Origin of the sequence: Polynucleobacter sp. AP-Feld-500C-C5, assembly GCF_018882265.1 — a bacterium.
Taxonomy (GTDB): Bacteria; Pseudomonadota; Gammaproteobacteria; order Burkholderiales; family Burkholderiaceae; genus Polynucleobacter.
In genome coordinates, this window is sequence record NZ_JACVOW010000023.1 from 198,968 (window position 1) to 215,187 (window position 16,220).

Sequence of the window (16,220 nt, forward strand, 5' to 3'; positions counted from 1 at the left end):
AAGCAAATTGGCGAGAAGGTTCTTTCATTTGCTTTAGACTATTTCTTATGTACGAAATTCATTTTTGGATTGGCATCATTGCAACCATGGCCTTTGCGGTCACTGGCGTATTGGCTATAGCCGATCGTGGAGTCGATCTTTTTGGTGTTTTAGTACTTGGTTTGATCACTGCAATAGGCGGGGGGACTATTCGAGACATTATCTTGGAAGCCCCTATCTTTTGGTCTGAAGGACAGATTTATGTTTGGCTTGCATTGGGTGCGAGCGTATTGACATTTTTTGCTGAGTCTTTTTTTACCCAACCACAGATATATCGCTGGATGTTGTATATCGATGGTTTTGGTGCTGCCCTATTTGCGATTCAGGGGGCAGACAAGGCCTGGGGTATGGATTTTGGCTTGCCTGTTGCGCCTGTCATCTTGGGGGTGATTACGGCAATTGGCGGTGGCTTAATACGCGACGTATTGGCCGGTAGAAAAACACTGATCATGTCTCATGAGCTCTATGCGATTCCGGTAACACTGGGTTGTTGTGCCTATGTGCTGGTATTGAACTTCATACCTCAGTATGCGATTGAGGGTTCCGTACTTTGTATGTTGGGAATCTTTGGTTTACGCGCAGCCGCTATTTATTGGGATCTGCGCGTACCCAAAATATGGATTACTAAAACGCGCTAACGGCACCGTCGCTGCGAGGATCCCAGCCCCCGCGGAGAGTGCCAGATGGTTCGCGAATGATGCAACCTGCGTGACCTACGGTTTCATCAAAAGCATCGAGCATCTCAATTTCATGACCCATCGCATGTAATTCTTTTGCAACCCATGGGCTAAAGCGAGATTCTAATTTCAGGCTGTCGCTAGTTTGGCCCCAAGTTCTCCCTAGTAGCCAGCGTGGACGACTAATCGCATCTTGTGGATCCAGTCCATACGTTGCTGTACGAGTAAATACGGCACATTGAGTTTGCGGTTGACCATCTCCACCCATCGTTCCATAGACCATCGAGCGGCCATCTTTAAATAGAGCCATCGCAGGATTGAGTGTGTGAAAAGGTTTGCGATAGGGTTCGAGATGATTGAGTGTCTTGGGATCTAAAGAGAAACTGCAACCTCGGTTTTGCCAATTCACTCCTGACTGAGGCAACACAATACCAGCGCCAAACTCGTGATAAATACTTTGAATGAAAGAGACGCAGTTACCGTCACCATCAATCACGCCCATCCAGATTGTGTCGGCTGGTCCCTTGCCTTGACCCCAGGGTAAAGCTTTGTTTGGATCTATATTTTTAGCTAACTTTTTCAGAAATGCTGGCGATAAAAAAGACTGCGCATTTTTTGTCATGTAAGCGGGGTCAGTGACAAACTGATCACGGATCTTAAACGCTTGCTTAGTCGCTTCAACGCAATGATGAATATATTCAGTGCTATCGACCTTGAAGCGCTTGAGATTGAGTTGATCCAAGATGCCAATGATCATGAGTGACACAACGCCTTGGGTAGGCGGCACCATGTTGTAGACATTACCTAGGCTGTGTTTTAGTTCCAACGGATCAATGAGTTTGGCGCGATGACGATGTAGATCGCTTAAACGAAGGGGGCTACCAATATCAGTGAGTTCTTTGCCTAATAAATCTGCAAGATCGCCACGGTAAAAATCATCCGTTCCTTTGGTGGCAATTTGCCGTAAGGTTTTAGCTAGGCGCGCTTGTTTAAAGATACTGCCCACAGCCGGCGCTTTGCCATTCACTAAAAATGTTTTAGCAAATCCTGGAATGGGATTGAGCTCTTCACGCTTTTTAGCAGTCAGGCTTGATTGGCTGTAAGTTACTGGTACGCCTGCTTCAGCGTAATGAATCGCATCCGCTAGCAGACGCGATAAGGGGATCTTTCCGCCAAGACCTTGTTTTGAGAGTTTGTGCGCAGCACCCCAACCAGAGATAGTGCCGGCAACGGTGTTTGCTGCTACTGGTCCACGAAAAGGAATCGCTTTGGTAATGCCACGCTCCGCGTACCACTGCTTGCTTGCTAAGCCAGCTGCCGCACCACAGGCATCAATACCGCCCATGGCTTTGCCTGGTGAATGGATCACCCAAAAAGAGTCGCCACCAATGGAATTCATATGTGGGTAGACAACAGCAATGGTTGCTGCTGCAGCTACCATTGCCTCTAATGCATTGCCACCTTCACGAAGAACTGCTAAAGCTGATTCAGAAGCGAGGGAGTGCGGCGCTACCGCCATCCCCTGAATGCCCCACTTTGCTTGCATTGCAAAACCCCTCTATTTTTTCTAATGCTTTTATATTATTTATTTTCTCGCAATTGTCGCTCGATCTCTGAACTAGAGTCTACTGTGATCTCATTTTGTTCAACGCCAGCCAATGGATCAACGGAGGGGCCATTGGCATCAAAGACAGCAGCTGGCTTATCAACAAAGTAGGTCACTGTTTCTGGGATAAAGATGATGATGGCCACCAGAATCAGTTGCAAACCAACCCAAGGCAGGGCCCCATAGTAAATATCAGAGCTCTTGAGTGATTTTGGTGCTACCCCTCGCAGGTAAAACAGCGCGAAGCCAAATGGAGGATGCATGAATGAGGTCTGCATATTGGCGCCGAGAAGAACACCGAACCAGATCAAGTCGATGCCGAGCTTGTCAGCAACGGGAGCCAATAATGGAATGATGATGAAGGCGATCTCAAAATAGTCTAGGAAGAAGGCTAAGAAGAAGACAAACAAGTTCACCACAATCAAGAAGCCTACTTGACCGCCTGGTAGACCTGATAAGAGATTCTCAATCCAGAGATCCCCATCAACACCGCGGAATGCTAAGCCAAATACCGTAGAGCCAATCAGAATGAAGATCACCATGGCATTGATGCGCATCGTGGAAGTCATTGCCTCCCAGACTAGCGGTTTCTCTAGGCGCTTATTCATGGCAGCGAGAACTAAAGCTCCTACAGAGCCCATGGCTCCACCTTCAGTAGGCGTAGCCAGACCCATCAAGATGGTGCCCAATACTAAGAAGATGAGTGCGATTGAGGGAACAATGCCCCACAAGATTCGCTTGAATAATTTCCAGTCAATTTTTGGACGCGCTTCAGGTGGAAGTGCTGGCACATCTTGTGGTCTAAAAATGGATAAAAAGAAAATAAACAAACAGAACAGCACTACTTGAATGATGGAAGGTCCAATGGCGCCGGCATACATATCGCCAACCGATTTGCCTAACTGGTCAGCCAACACAATTAATACGAGTGATGGTGGGATGAGTTGAGTAATGGTTCCAGAGGCTGCAATCACACCCGTTGCAACACGCGGGTTGTAACCGTAGCGCAGCATGATTGGCAGAGAGATTAAGCCCATCGCAATTACTGATGCAGCAACAGTCCCAGTAATCGCACCCAGAATCGCACCAACAATGATGACGGCATACGCTAAACCACCACGGATTGGGCCAAACAATTGACCCAAACCTTCGAGCATGTCTTCTGCTAACCCGCACTTCTCCAGAATCGCACCCATGAAGGTGAAGAAGGGAATTGAGAGCAGTAAGTCATTCGAGAGAATGCCAAAGACTCGGTCTGGTAGCGCTTGCAAGAAAGTGGGCTGAAACATGCCCATTTCGATGCCGATAAAAGAAAAGAATAAGCCAACCGCGCCAAGAGAGAAAGCGGCTGGATATCCAAGCAACAAAAATACAATCAAGCCCCCAAACATGATGGGGGCCATCAATTCATGGCTAATCATTGGAGCGGTCTTTCGTACTTAGGATCGATTTGAATCATGCCAATAATGGCAGCGTAGCGTTTGATAATTTCTGAGATACCTTGGAGTGTTAATAAGAAAAAGCCCAAAGTAATCACGCCACGCACTGGCCAACGAATCAGACCACCAGGATTGCTCGAGGTTTCATTTTGAATTACCGACGTAATAAAAAATTCCCAAGAGTAGTAACCAATGATGATTGTTACCGGTAAGAAGAAAACAATGCCACCCCAAAAGTCTAACCAGAGTCGAAATTTGTTAGGGTACATTGCATAAAGTACGTCTACTCGCACGTGTTCATTGAGACGAAAAGTCGTTGCAGCACCAAACATCACCATACCGGCGAATAAATACCACTGCGCTTCAAGCCAGCCATTGGAGCTGACATTGAAGCCATACCGAATCAGCGCATTTCCTGTGCTGACCAGTACGGCTATCAATACCATCCAACTCGCTAATACACCAAAACGGTCATTTAAACGATCAACGAAACTTGCAAAAACTAAAAATTGTTTTGGCATATCAGATTCTCAATAAGTCCTTATTTGACTGGATTAGTCAACATGAAGCTCATGAGTGTTTGCTCAGCAACTTTGTTCCACAGCATTTGATCGTTGCGGAATTTTTTCCAAGGCTCGTAAATCTTCTTGAATGATGGATTCTTGGCTGCTTCTTCTTCATACATTTCGAATGCCGCATTGGATGCCGCTTTCATAATGTCTGTTGAATAAGATTGCAGCTTCACACCATTCTTAATTAAGCTTTGCAAAGCGATTGGGTTTTTGTAGTCGTACTCGGCCATCATGTCAATGTTGCACTCCGCACATGCTGAGGCCAAAGCTTCTTGATATTGCTTAGGTAACTTTTCCCATTCTTTGATGTTGACATACATGGAGTACATCGAACAAGCTTCCCACCATCCTGGGTAGTAGTAGTAAGGAGCAATTTTGTAAAAGCCTAGTTTTTCATCATCGTAAGGACCAACCCACTCAGCCGCATCAATCACACCCTTTTCAAGCGCTGGATAAATATCGCCACCGGCAATCTGTTGTGGAATTGCGCCTAAGCGGGACATTACTTCGCCACCAAGACCGGCAATACGCATCTTCAGACCTTTTAGGTCAGCAACAGTCTTCACTGGTTTTTTAAACCAGCCACCCATTTGAGTGCCGGTGTTACCTGCTGGGAAAGAAATAATGTTGTAGTCACGCAAGAACTCGCGTTGGAGTTTTAAGCCACCGCCCCAATACATCCAAGCATTTTGCTGGCGCTGATTCATGCCAAACGGAACGGTCGTATCAAAAGCGAACGTTTTATTTTTGCCTACAAAGTAGTAGCCGGCAGTATGAGTACATTCCACAGTACCCTGTTGTACGGCATCAACCGTACCGAAGGCTGGGACGATTTCACCTGCACCAAAAATACGAATTTGGAACTTGCCATCGGTCAGTGCGGCTACTCGCTTGGAGATAAATTCACCACCACCGTAAATGGTGTCTAGGCTTTTAGGAAAGCTAGAGGCGCAGCGCCACTTCACTTCTGGCATAGATTGTGCAATGGCGGGTGCAGCCAGTACTCCAGCAGCAGCGCCGATTGCTGTTTTACCTAGAAAGTCACGTCTTTTCATTTGAAATGCTCCTTATGTAATATTTTTGGCGGCATATTGAGCTATGCCTTTTTAATAACTTCAGAGACTATTAAATCGAAGTGCAAATAGACAAATTTTGGGTATTGCACTTGGTTTTTCGAATATGCACCTTGATTGGGCAACTTGCTATGAAATAGTGCAAATCCATGATGTCATCATGGATTAAGTGTATTGCATTAAATATGCAGTTTTCGGGAATACCCCGACTGAATTTCATGAGTAATTACCCTAAGTGTTGGATTTCTTTGAATTTTTTTAAGGATAATCGACGAGTTGTTTTTTTATTTCTATAAATAGTTAGGAGCTACTGATGTCAACATCAACTAAAGCAGCCCCAATGACCGCTGCAGAGCGCAAAGTTATTTTTGCTTCCTCTTTAGGTACGGTTTTTGAGTGGTATGACTTTTACCTTTACGGTTCTTTGGCTGCCGTTATTGCCAAGCAGTTCTTCTCAGGATTAGATGCTGGCTCTGCCTTCATTTTTGCCTTGTTAGCTTTTGCCGCTGGTTTCATCGTGCGTCCATTTGGCGCATTGGTGTTTGGCCGCTTAGGCGATTTGATTGGTCGTAAGTACACCTTCTTGGTCACTATTGTGCTTATGGGTGGCGCAACCTTTATCGTGGGTATTTTGCCTAACTATGCAACGATTGGAGTTGCTGCACCAGTCTTGCTAATTGCATTACGCATGTTGCAAGGTTTGGCTTTGGGTGGTGAGTACGGTGGTGCTGCTACATATGTTGCAGAGCATGCTCCCAACGGTAAGCGTGGTGCATACACAGCATGGATTCAGACAACCGCTACTCTGGGTTTGTTCCTCTCCTTGCTTGTGATTTTGTTCACACGTGAAATCACTGGTCCAGACTTTGATGTTTGGGGCTGGCGTGTTCCTTTTATTGCTTCCATTATTTTATTGGCCGTCTCAGTCTGGATTCGTTTATCTATGGCTGAATCACCAGCATTTACAAAAATGAAAAATGAAGGCAAGTTGACTAAGGCGCCTTTAACAGAGTCATTTGGTCAGTGGAAAAATTTAAAGATCGTGATCTTGGCTTTGTTTGGTCTGGTTGCTGGTCAAGCTGTGGTTTGGTACACAGGCCAGTTCTATGCTTTGTTCTACCTTACTCAAGTATTGAAGGTGGATCCTAAGACCGCAAACTTGTTGATTGCTGCCTCATTAGTCATTGGCACACCATTCTTTATCGTGTTTGGTAGCTTGTCAGATAAGATTGGCCGTAAGGTGATCATCATGGGTGGTTTGTTGTTAGCCATCATTTTGTACATCCCAAATACGCCAGTTTCCTTGTTTAATGGCTTAACCCACTTTGCAAACCCAGCGTTAGAAAAAGCGATGGCAACTGCACCAGCAAGCATTACTGCTGATGTGAGTGAATGTACCTTCCAGTTCAACCCAACTGGTACTGCGAAGTTCACTAGCTCTTGCGATATTGCAAAGCAGGTGATGGCTTCTAACTCTGCAAGCTACACAACCATTCCTGGCCCAGCCGGTGGAACTGCGGTTGTGAAGATTGGCGACACAGAGATCCAAGGTTACTCTGCTAAAGGTATGGCTCCAGCGGATGCGAAAGCAAAAGATGCCGAGTTTAAGAAAGCGATTCGCGATGCATTGAATGCTGCTGGCTATCCTGCAAAGGCTGATCCTGCTGCAATTAATCTTCCTGCAACCCTGGCTCTTTTGGTCATTTTAGTGATCTTAGTAACCATGGTTTATGGCCCAATTGCCGCGATGCTTGTTGAGTTGTTCCCAACTCGGATTCGTTACACCTCAATGTCCTTGCCATACCATATTGGTAACGGTTGGTTCGGTGGCTTGATGCCAACAATCGCCTTTGCCTTGGTTGCGCAAAACGGCAATATTTACTACGGCCTCTGGTATCCAATCATCATCGCTACGATGACATTGATAATCGGTACGCTGTTTATTAAAGAAACTAAAGACGTAGATATCTACGCTAATGACTAAGTATCTTTAGTCAGCAGTAAATAAGAAGCCCGACCACAAAATGGTCGGGTTTTTTTATTCCCACAAATTGATTTGATTACGGTTCTTGAGTAGATTTTTATTTTGCTGGGAAATGGAGATATTTCTGGGCCCTGGAATTAAGGTGATTTGGGCGCCAGCTGTTAAAGCTCCGGTTTTGAGTACTCGAAGATACCAGCCGCTAAAGCCCGACTGGAGCATCACTTTACTAGCACCTTTATAGCCCAATGCTGCATTGAACTTAAAGCAGGGTTCACGCAGTTTGACTACAGAAAATTCTAGATCGCCAATCAGTAATGTATCGCCAACGTAGACCTCGCTCTCGAGCAAACCTTCGATGGTGAAGTTTTCTCCGATAGCTCCATGTTGGAGAGCAACTTCTTTTTTAGTTTCTCGGCTGAGTAGCTCGTTCCAAAAAGCGTAGTGTTCGGCTGGATAGACGTAGATCGCTTTTTCAATGCCACCATGCACATTCAAGTCAGCCTGCTCATCACTCTCCACTCCAAGAGTAGTAATTTCAACTGAAATGGGATTTTGTAAATTACTAATACTCTTTTTATGAATTGCCGAAGCGACTGATTTGTAATCGGGGTGGTGGTTGCCAAACAAAGGCAAAACTTTTCCTGCTGAAATTGAAATGAGTTTCATGCTTTAAGTTTCTTTATTAGTAACGGCAGCGTGCATCACTTTTGTATTTTGTGAAATACACAATAAGGTCGGCATCGGATTTGTATTGGGTGTAGTAGATAGTGGCTCGCGCATCACTTTTATATTTTGTATAAAACCATACCCCTGGTTCCTTGTCGCTGGAGTATTGGGTTTCGTAGACGATGCAGTTCGCTTCAGACAGGTACTTTGTAACAAAGACCTTAGCATTGGCTTCTGATGGATAGTTAGTAATGAAGATTTGGGCTGCAGAAGCGCTAAGAGGCATCAAAACACTCAAGAACACTAAGACAAGCCGTTTTTGGAAATCTCTTTTCATGCATCTATATTACGATTTCTTAGAAAAAGGGTGCCAAGATCGATTCTTTAGAGCAAACTCATTGCACTTTAAGCCTCATAATGCACTCTTATTTTTGAGGATCGAATATGACAGCTCTATCGCTAACTAAAATATTTACGGATACATTTTAAAAAGTGAAATTCTCATGTTTAGATTTGATATCTAAACTTCAAATATGACAGCTATTGACTAGATTCATAAACTTGTCATATGAACAGCGGAGCATCTAGGCACCCCTCAATATCTAAGTCAAGAGAGAACATGTCAGGTCAAAATCCTGCCTTTACATCTAAGTCAAGAGAGAACATGTCAGGTCAAAATCCTGCCTTTACAATTTAGTATGAAAATTAAATGATGAAATGGATTGTTTGCCTATTCTTATTTATCAGCGCACTGCATAGTCACGCACAAGAAAATGCGAATCCATATGATGTGCAAGTAAGCGTCATTTCAGAAGATGGGTACTTCAAAATTCAGGCTAGTTATGCAGTACCAATCGATATCTGTGCTGCCTATGCTTTTATTACTGACTATGAGGGGGCCAAGAGTATTCCTGGGATTGTTGAATCGAAAGTGATATCGCGGACTCGTAATAAGGTACGTGTTCAAAGGTTAATTAGAGAGCAGATACTCTTTTTTCCGGTTGAAATGAAATCACTCATGGAATACACAGAGACCCCAAATAAACTGATTACTTTTGAGCAGCTAAGCGGTGATAACAAACAATATCGAGGGTCTTGGAGGCTTAGCGAGGGAAGAGATAAGACGCTTTTTAGGTATGAAGCGATTGTGGAGCCGCACTCCATCATTCCATCCCTGGTGATTGAGTATTTCGTGAGAAATAGTATTCGTAGCCGATTCGAATTGATGGCACAAAGAGCAGCGCAAGCGAAGTTTACTGAATACTTTGCTTGTAACTAAGCTACGTCATTCTTTTAATTCAGGATCGGCTTTTCGCATCTACCAATAAATTCTGCTCGAGCAATAGTGCGTTCGTTAGGGTTTATCTTTTCACCAATAGACCAAGTGGCATCAATTTCGGCAAATGAGAGCGTACTTGTATTGTAAATAATACGTTTACGCTGCCTTGCCCCGTTGGACTCTTTGATCAAATTGCAGCTAATGATGTTGGATTGCTGGGTACACTCATAATCATCGATTTTGTAATCTTTAATCTTGTAGGTTCGCGTCACCTGAGGTGTAACAATTTCTTTTTTTGCTTCCGTCTTAATAACGGCGCCGTAACAGCTTAGCGTGAGGTTGTCAGGTTTTTGCGAGCAAGCAATTAGTGCGCTAACAAAGATTAGTGTTACCAATAGTTTCACAACAACCCCTTTATATTTTTTATAACTATAAGTGATTTCTCCCCCCCGCTACTTTTAGGTCCCGATCGCTTTTAAATAGAGGTTAGATGAGGTTTGCGTAAGGTAGCGGCGAAACTAATCAGCGTCATCAGCACAGTCAGCTTCATTTAGACAGCACCCCTTCTATTGTTTTATAATCATCAGTTCGGCGAATTAGCTCAGCTGGTTAGAGCGACGGAATCATAATCCGCAGGTCCGGGGTTCAAATCCCTGATTCGCCACCAAATCTACAGGCCATTGCCGACCGGCAGTGGCTTTTTTCTTAGGCTGGCTAGAATTCATATATGGCTAAATTTTGGAACTTTGTCTTTTTTCAAGCTGGTTGGTTTGCTTGTGTATTGGGTGCAGCTAATCAGCAGGTGCTATGGCCGGTAATTGGTACTTTGGCCTATATAGCGTTTCATGCATGGCGCTCTCCATCCCCTAGAGCCGAATTGAGCCTCCTATTAAAAGCCCTCTTCTTTGGAATTTGTACTGACTCCCTCATCATGTATTTAGGCTACTTGGATTTCCGAGATGATTGGCCTTCTCCCTTTCTATCCCCTTTATGGATGTGGACTCTTTGGGTGTTAGTGGCCACTACCGTAAACGGTTCCTTATCTTGGTTGCGGGGTAGACCCATCTGGACAGCCGTATTGGGCGCTATTTCTGGCCCCCTTTCCTATGAGGCTGGCATTCGATTAGGGGCTGGAGGATGGGGTCCCGGAGGTCAAATCACGGGTTTTATCCTAGTTGGCGTTGTATGGGCGATTGCAATGCCTCTCTTTTTCTATTGGGACCGCACCCCAATCGAGCAGGGACTAGTAAAAAATCTGTAAATTCCCTTGAAAAGTCGCTTGCAAATACTACTGTTTTTATATACAGTAAATCCTAAGTTGTTAAACAGTAGATGAAACTTCGGGAAAAAGCCCAATACACAGTGAAAAAGGAATAAAAAATGGCCTTGGATGACAAAAGAAAATCAGCTTCCTCAGAATTTGAGGGGATGAGTGGAGATAAGCAAAAGGCGTTAACAGCAGCCTTAGCGCAAATTGAGAAACAATTTGGCAAGGGCTCGATCATGAGATTGGGCGATGCTGAAATTAGCCAAGATATTCAAGTGGTATCGAGTGGTTCACTTGGCTTGGATATCGCCTTGGGAGTTGGCGGTCTAGCACGTGGTCGTGTGATTGAAATCTACGGCCCAGAATCGTCCGGTAAAACAACCTTAACTTTGCATGCGATTGCAGAAATGCAAAAGCTTGGTGGTACTTGCGCATTTATCGATGCTGAGCATGCTTTAGATGTTCAGTACGCATCCCGCCTAGGTGTGGATGTGAATAATTTATTGATTTCTCAACCAGACACTGGTGAGCAAGCTTTAGAAATCGCAGATGCTCTAGTGCGCTCCGGCTCAATCGATTTGATCGTCATTGACTCCGTTGCAGCTTTGGTTCCCAAAGCTGAGATTGAAGGCGATATGGGTGACTCATTGCCCGGCTTGCAAGCTCGCTTGATGAGTCAAGCATTGCGTAAATTGACTGGCGCTATCAAGCGCACTAACACCACCGTGATCTTCATTAACCAAATTCGCATGAAGATTGGTGTGATGTTTGGTTCCCCAGAGACTACTACTGGTGGTAATGCACTGAAGTTCTACGCTTCTATGCGCTTAGATATTCGCCGTATTGGTAGCATTAAGAAGGGTGACGAAGTCGTTGGTAATGAAACCCGTGTGAAGGTTGTGAAGAACAAAGTTTCTCCTCCATTCCGCGAGGCCATTTTTGACATCATGTACGGTGCCGGTATTTCAAGAGAAGGTGAAATCATTGATATGGGTGTTGAAGCCGATATCGTTGAAAAGTCTGGCTCTTGGTATAGCTATAACGGCGACCGAATTGGTCAGGGTAAAGACAATGTGCGCGATTTCTTGAAAGAGAATCCAGCGATTGCTAAAGATATCGAAGCAAAAATTCGCGAGAAACTAGGCGTCAAATCTGGCTCTGCAGTAGTGACCGATGTCCTCAGCGAGGAAGAGGAAGTCGAATAACCGCGTTGAATCATTCAATGTCAGAATTAGCTAGCAAAAAACCTAAACAAAGCCCGAGTCTCAAAGCTCGGGCTTTGCGTCTTTTATCGCTCCGAGAATATAGTCGCAAAACTTTAGCCGCCAAGTTGGCCGAATCAGAGGCTAGATGGGCAAGGTTGGGCGCTGAGCAATTGGAGCAAACCTCGCAAGCTACCACTCTTAGTATTGAGGCTGTTTTGGATGATTTTGAGACTCGTGGTTGGTTATCCGACGAGCGATTTGCGGAAGCCTTGGTGCGAAGGCGCAGTGAGCGATATGGGACTCGAAAAATTGCTGATGAGCTAGAGAGGGCGGGGGTGGACTCGCAGCAATCAGCCAAGCTCCTTGGGGCTTTAAAGGAGACTGAATTTCAGCGGGCATATGATCTTTGGACAAGAAAATACGGGGAAAAAGCCCAGGATCAAAAAGAACGCGCAAGGCAATATCGGTTTTTGGCGTCTAAGGGTTTTAGTTCAGATGTGGTGGCCAGAATAATTGGCGGTCAAAGCCCTGATTAGGGCAATTACGGATCAAAAATTGCCATTTGCGGCATTGCAACATGATAGACTTATGAAGTCGGTCAAGCCGTTCGCATTTATTCAAATTTGGCTAATTTAGCTATTTCTCGAGTAAGTATGGGATCAAGGCAATATCGGTTTTACTAATCCTCATCGCTTGCTACAAAAGATACCGTTTCGGAGTAATTATGAAAATTCACGAGTACCAGGGCAAAGAACTTCTGCGCCAATTTAATGTGCCTGTTCCAAATGGCATTCCTGCATTTAGTGTAGATGAAGCTATGAAGGCTGCTGAAAAGCTCGGCGGCCCAGTATGGGTTGTGAAGGCTCAAATTCATGCTGGTGGTCGTGGTAAAGGCGGTGGTGTGAAGTTGGCAAGAAGTATGGATGACGTAAAGAAGTACGCATCCGAAATTTTGGGTATGCAACTCAAGACTCACCAGACAGGCCTAGAAGGTCAAAAAGTCAATCGTCTTTTAATTGAAGACGGTGCAGATATCAAAAAAGAGTATTACTTCAGTATCGTTACAGACCGCGCGACACAAAAAAATGTGATCATGGCTTCTAGCGAAGGCGGAATGGATATTGAGGAAGTCGCTGCATCTCATCCAGAAAAAATTATCAAAGTATTTGTTGATCCATTGATTGGAATGACAGATGCTGACTGCGATATCGTTGCAAAAGGTATTGGTGTTCCTGAAGCCTCTATTCCGATGGCTCGTGATGTATTCAAAAACTTGTACAAGACCTATTGGGATACCGATGCTTCATTGGTTGAAATCAACCCATTGATTCTTGAAGGTAATGGCAAGATCAAGGCTTTGGACGCTAAGTTCAACTTTGACCCAAACGCATTATTCCGTCATCCAGAAATAGTTGCTTACCGCGATATCGATGAAGAAGATGCTGCTGAGATTGAAGCTTCTAAATTTGATCTGGCTTACATCTCCTTAGATGGCAATATTGGCTGTCTCGTAAACGGCGCTGGTTTAGCAATGGCAACCATGGATACGATTAAGTTATTCGGTGGCGAGCCTGCAAACTTCTTAGACGTTGGCGGGGGTGCTACTGCAGAAAAAGTGACCGAAGCATTCAAGATCATGCTCAAGAATAAGAGTGTTGAAGCCATTTTGGTCAACATCTTCGGCGGGATTATGCGTTGCGATGTGATCGCTGACGGTGTTGTTACTGCTTGTAAGGCAGTAAATCTCACAGTTCCTTTGGTTGTGCGCATGAAGGGTACTAATGAAGAGTTAGGCAAGAAAATTCTTGTGGACTCTGGTTTGCCAATCATTAGCGCCGACTCAATGGCTGAAGCCGCTACTAAGGTAGTTGCGGCTGTTGCCAAAAACAAATAATCCAGGAATTTCAATATGTCTATTTTGATCAATAAAAACACCAAAGTCATTACACAGGGTATTACTGGTAAGACCGGTCAGTTCCATACTGAAAAATGTCAGGAATACGCAAACGGTAAAAACTGTTTCGTTGCTGGCGTAAATCCTAAAAAGGCTGGCGAGTCTATTTTTAATATTCCAATTTATGCGACTGTTAAAGAGGCTGCGGCCCAAACTGGTGCAACTACTTCTGTCATTTATGTTCCACCTCCAGGCGCAGCCGCTGCAATCTGGGAAGCAGTTGAAGCTGACCTTGATTTCGTGATCTGTATTACAGAAGGTATTCCAGTACGCGACATGCTGGAAGTGCGTAACAAGATGAAAGCTAAAGAAGCTAAGGGCGGCAAGAAAACTTTGTTACTTGGCCCTAACTGCCCAGGAATTATTACTCCTGATGAAATCAAGATCGGTATCATGCCAGGCCATATTCACAAGAAAGGTCGTATTGGTGTTGTGAGCCGCTCTGGAACTTTGACATACGAAGCCGTTGGTCAATTGACTGCAATTGGCTTAGGTCAATCTACTGCAGTAGGTATTGGTGGAGACCCGATTAATGGTTTGAAGCACATCGATGTGATGCGCATGTTTAATGAAGATCCAGATACAGACGCTGTCATCATGATTGGGGAAATCGGTGGACCTGATGAGGCAGAGGCAGCGCGCTGGTGTAAAGATAATATGAAGAAGCCAATAGTTGGCTTTATTGCAGGCGTTACTGCTCCTCCGGGTAAGCGGATGGGTCATGCAGGCGCGTTGATTTCTGGGGGCGCAGATACAGCTGACGCTAAGCTTGCTGTGATGGAAGAGTGTGGTTTCAAGGTGACAAAGAACCCATCGGAAATGGCTGCATTGTTAAAAGCTATGTTGTAATGAGCGGTCAAAAAAGGATGCTGAATATTCAGCATCCTTTTTTGTAGTAATCAGTGGTTTAAAAGAAGTTAAAACATAAAAAACGTAGGAGACATCATGGATTTTTCAGCATTTTCTGACGCTACCTTTTGGGCGGCACTCTTATCAATTATTGTTGCGAATATTTTGTTATCGGGTGATAACGCAGTAGTGATTGCTTTAGCATCACGTAACCTGCCGCCAGCCCAACAAAAGAAAGCCATTTTTTGGGGTAGCGCAGCAGCAATTATTTTGCGTGTAGTACTAACCATTACTGCAGTAGCCTTGCTAACCTTGCCTTATCTAAAAATCGTCGGCGGTTTATTGCTGTTGTATATCGGCATTCAGTTATTGTCTGATAGCGGCGGGGAAGAGCATATGGAGGCTAAGACAAGTATTTGGGCGGCCATACGTACAATCTTGATTGCAGACTTAGTCATGAGTTTGGATAACGTTTTAGCTGTAGCCGCGGCCGCACAAAAGGGTCCAGAAGAAACTCGTTTATTGCTTCTGATTATTGGACTTGGAATGTCTATCCCATTAATCATTTTTGGCAGCGCCATGTTGTTAAAGGTGATGGAGCGTTTCCCAATCATTATTACTTTGGGTGCTGGTTTATTAGGCCTTCTAGCTGGTGGTATGTTGGTTGATGATCCAGCTATTAAAGATAGTATCCAAGAGGCATTAGGTGATGCAAAGCTCGCCTTTGAGGTGATTGGTGTCGCAATTGTTATTTTGGTTGGAACCTATTTAAAGAAAAAGAATGCTCACAAAGAAGCGTAAATTTCTTTCCAGGTAATCAGAAAAGCCGGCCTTGAAAGCCGGCTTTTTTACTTCTTAGCCTCATTGAGTTCAAGAGGTATAGACTGGATGATGAGGTATTTCACCTCAGGAGCTAGAAGATATGCAAAGTAAAAATCAGGACAAGCAGGGACAACAAGAGGCTCATCAAGAGTCTGGCTTTACGCTGATAGAAGTCATGGTGGTAGTGGCGATCATTGGAATTTTGGTTGCAGTGGCAGTGCCTCAGTATCAGGACTACATTGCTCGTAGCCGAGTTATTGAAGGCATGAATCTTTCCTCCAGCGCAAAGCTTGCCGTCACAGAAGCATTTGCTAGTCGTGGAACTGTGCCTATGGATGAAGCCACAAGCGGATCTTTCACCTTTACGCCAACACGAAGCGTTAAATTGATTGAAGTTACCCCATCAGGGGCAATTGCGATTGATTACCAAATTAGTGTGGCGCCTGAAGGTAAAAACACATTGCACCTTGTTCCCACCAATGAGCCAGATACAAACTCACCTAAGCCAATTGATTTGTCAAAACCTGAGGGCTCAACTTGGGCTGGAGGTTGGTCATGCAGATCGACTGAGACCAATCTAATTTCTCAGTTACTACCTTCTGAGTGCAGAATTAGTAAATAAAGATTTCTTCTGTAACTATTGATGGGTAAGCCACCTTCGTGAACTGACCCCCAAAAGTTGGACGCTATGTCCAACCAAGGGGGTTTTGTTTTATGAGCAAGTACAGCAAGCAGTTCAAGCTAAAGGTAGTTAAAGAGTTTCTAAAGTTTGGCGGTCTTAAGCGGGT

Annotated in this window: 17 protein-coding genes and 1 tRNA gene; 11 read left to right on the forward strand and 7 right to left on the reverse strand. The window is 44.5% G+C overall.

Annotated elements, in window-relative coordinates; genetic code table 11:
• Window positions 1–47 precede the first annotated feature (47 nt).
• Window positions 48–677, forward strand: a complete 630-nt coding sequence (locus ICN21_RS08760; RefSeq protein ID WP_215295833.1) for a trimeric intracellular cation channel family protein — start codon at window positions 48–50, stop codon at window positions 675–677.
• Here ICN21_RS08760 and ggt read toward each other — a convergent pair.
• The 4 genes from ggt to ICN21_RS08780 are packed head-to-tail and all read right to left on the reverse strand — an operon-like array spanning window position 664 to window position 5,388.
• The gene (ggt, locus tag ICN21_RS08765) at window positions 664–2,262 is read right to left on the reverse strand and encodes a gamma-glutamyltransferase (RefSeq protein ID WP_216178135.1); all 1,599 of its coding nucleotides are present in this window, start codon (window positions 2,260–2,262) and stop codon (window positions 664–666) included. The genes ICN21_RS08760 and ggt overlap by 14 nt on opposite strands.
• Before the next feature lie 35 nt (window positions 2,263–2,297).
• Window positions 2,298–3,743 carry a TRAP transporter large permease subunit gene (locus tag ICN21_RS08770; RefSeq protein ID WP_216126818.1) on the reverse strand — a complete coding sequence of 482 codons (1,446 nt, stop codon included), beginning with the start codon at window positions 3,741–3,743 and terminating at the stop codon, window positions 2,298–2,300.
• Window positions 3,740–4,282, reverse strand: coding sequence for a TRAP transporter small permease subunit (locus tag ICN21_RS08775; RefSeq protein ID WP_215295830.1), 543 nt, complete (start codon window positions 4,280–4,282; stop codon window positions 3,740–3,742). Before ICN21_RS08775 ends, ICN21_RS08770 begins: the two co-directional genes overlap by 4 nt.
• A gap of 20 nt (window positions 4,283–4,302) precedes the next feature.
• A complete protein-coding gene (locus tag ICN21_RS08780) occupies window positions 4,303–5,388 on the reverse strand; it encodes a TRAP transporter substrate-binding protein (RefSeq protein WP_215295829.1) in 1,086 nt (361 codons plus the stop codon).
• Between the two features lie 331 nt (window positions 5,389–5,719).
• Here ICN21_RS08780 and ICN21_RS08785 point away from each other — a divergent pair, with 331 nt between their 5' ends.
• The gene (locus tag ICN21_RS08785; protein WP_216178136.1) at window positions 5,720–7,390 is read left to right on the forward strand and encodes an MFS transporter; all 1,671 of its coding nucleotides are present in this window, start codon (window positions 5,720–5,722) and stop codon (window positions 7,388–7,390) included.
• A gap of 54 nt (window positions 7,391–7,444) precedes the next feature.
• Here ICN21_RS08785 and ICN21_RS08790 read toward each other — a convergent pair whose 3' ends face one another.
• Both ICN21_RS08790 and ICN21_RS08795 read right to left on the reverse strand, forming a co-directional pair.
• Window positions 7,445–8,056: an MOSC domain-containing protein gene (locus tag ICN21_RS08790; protein ID WP_216178137.1), complete on the reverse strand. Its 612-nt coding sequence runs from the start codon at window positions 8,054–8,056 to the stop codon at window positions 7,445–7,447.
• Between the two features lie 16 nt (window positions 8,057–8,072).
• A complete protein-coding gene (locus tag ICN21_RS08795) occupies window positions 8,073–8,393 on the reverse strand; it encodes a DUF6150 family protein (protein ID WP_216178138.1) in 321 nt (106 codons plus the stop codon).
• Between the two features lie 375 nt (window positions 8,394–8,768).
• On the opposite strand from ICN21_RS08795, the gene ICN21_RS08800 reads away from it, so the two are divergent.
• Window positions 8,769–9,335 (forward strand): SRPBCC family protein, encoded by a 567-nt coding sequence (locus tag ICN21_RS08800; RefSeq protein ID WP_215297502.1) that lies wholly within the window; start codon window positions 8,769–8,771, stop codon window positions 9,333–9,335.
• A gap of 14 nt (window positions 9,336–9,349) precedes the next feature.
• Here ICN21_RS08800 and ICN21_RS08805 read toward each other — a convergent pair whose 3' ends face one another.
• Window positions 9,350–9,739: a hypothetical protein gene (locus tag ICN21_RS08805; protein ID WP_216178139.1), complete on the reverse strand. Its 390-nt coding sequence runs from the start codon at window positions 9,737–9,739 to the stop codon at window positions 9,350–9,352.
• Window positions 9,740–9,925: 186 nt separating this feature from the next.
• Here ICN21_RS08805 and ICN21_RS08810 point away from each other — a divergent pair.
• The 8 genes from ICN21_RS08810 to ICN21_RS08845 all read left to right on the forward strand — a co-directional run bounded on the left by ICN21_RS08810 (window position 9,926) and on the right by ICN21_RS08845 (window position 16,054).
• Window positions 9,926–10,002, forward strand: a tRNA-Met gene (locus ICN21_RS08810).
• Between the two features lie 60 nt (window positions 10,003–10,062).
• Window positions 10,063–10,596 (forward strand): DUF2878 domain-containing protein, encoded by a 534-nt coding sequence (locus ICN21_RS08815; protein ID WP_216178140.1) that lies wholly within the window; start codon window positions 10,063–10,065, stop codon window positions 10,594–10,596.
• A 119-nt stretch (window positions 10,597–10,715) separates the two neighbouring features.
• Window positions 10,716–11,807, forward strand: coding sequence for a recombinase RecA (gene recA, locus ICN21_RS08820; RefSeq protein WP_215295804.1), 1,092 nt, complete (start codon window positions 10,716–10,718; stop codon window positions 11,805–11,807).
• 17 nt (window positions 11,808–11,824) lie between these two features.
• Window positions 11,825–12,343 carry a recombination regulator RecX gene (gene recX, locus ICN21_RS08825; RefSeq protein WP_216178141.1) on the forward strand — a complete coding sequence of 173 codons (519 nt, stop codon included), beginning with the start codon at window positions 11,825–11,827 and terminating at the stop codon, window positions 12,341–12,343.
• Between the two features lie 188 nt (window positions 12,344–12,531).
• The gene (sucC, locus tag ICN21_RS08830; protein ID WP_216178142.1) at window positions 12,532–13,701 is read left to right on the forward strand and encodes an ADP-forming succinate--CoA ligase subunit beta; all 1,170 of its coding nucleotides are present in this window, start codon (window positions 12,532–12,534) and stop codon (window positions 13,699–13,701) included.
• 15 nt (window positions 13,702–13,716) lie between these two features.
• Window positions 13,717–14,610: a succinate--CoA ligase subunit alpha gene (sucD, locus tag ICN21_RS08835; RefSeq protein ID WP_216126802.1), complete on the forward strand. Its 894-nt coding sequence runs from the start codon at window positions 13,717–13,719 to the stop codon at window positions 14,608–14,610.
• A gap of 96 nt (window positions 14,611–14,706) precedes the next feature.
• The gene (locus ICN21_RS08840; RefSeq protein WP_215318939.1) at window positions 14,707–15,411 is read left to right on the forward strand and encodes a TerC family protein; all 705 of its coding nucleotides are present in this window, start codon (window positions 14,707–14,709) and stop codon (window positions 15,409–15,411) included.
• Between the two features lie 121 nt (window positions 15,412–15,532).
• Window positions 15,533–16,054, forward strand: a complete 522-nt coding sequence (locus ICN21_RS08845; protein ID WP_216178143.1) for a pilin — start codon at window positions 15,533–15,535, stop codon at window positions 16,052–16,054.
• Window positions 16,055–16,220 lie beyond the last annotated feature (166 nt).